Genomic DNA, 262 nt, shown 5'->3' with positions numbered 1-262 from the left:
CCTCTAAAAAGACATTACATAACATTATGAATTATGCGGTCAAAAAGAACAGCTGGATCAAAGAAGATCCGTCCGTTCTTTTTCACTTTCGGCAGTCGATGCAGTCATTTGTCCGGGCAGGCTACCTCATCACGCTGAAGGAAAGGAAATGGACTGTCAATATGAAGTTGGAAGATGTCTCTCCTTTGGTTCTGGGCTTGCTTTCGGAGAAAGAATACCAAAATCCGATGTTGGTCTTTAAAAAAGCATTCAGAGAATACAG

The 262-nt window shown here is 41.6% G+C and carries 1 pseudogene; it reads left to right on the top strand.

Annotated features, from left to right (window positions below):
* Nucleotides 1-26: 26 nt before the first annotated feature.
* Nucleotides 27-262, top strand: a pseudogene (locus tag SCA31_RS24000) (hypothetical protein); the annotation flags it as partial.

It is taken from the genome of Chryseobacterium sp. SIMBA_028 (assembly GCF_046535285.1).
Taxonomy (GTDB): Bacteria; Bacteroidota; Bacteroidia; order Flavobacteriales; family Weeksellaceae; genus Chryseobacterium.
The sequence above is the reverse complement of the archived record's forward strand: the minus strand, read 5'-3'. Positions and strand labels throughout refer to the sequence as shown.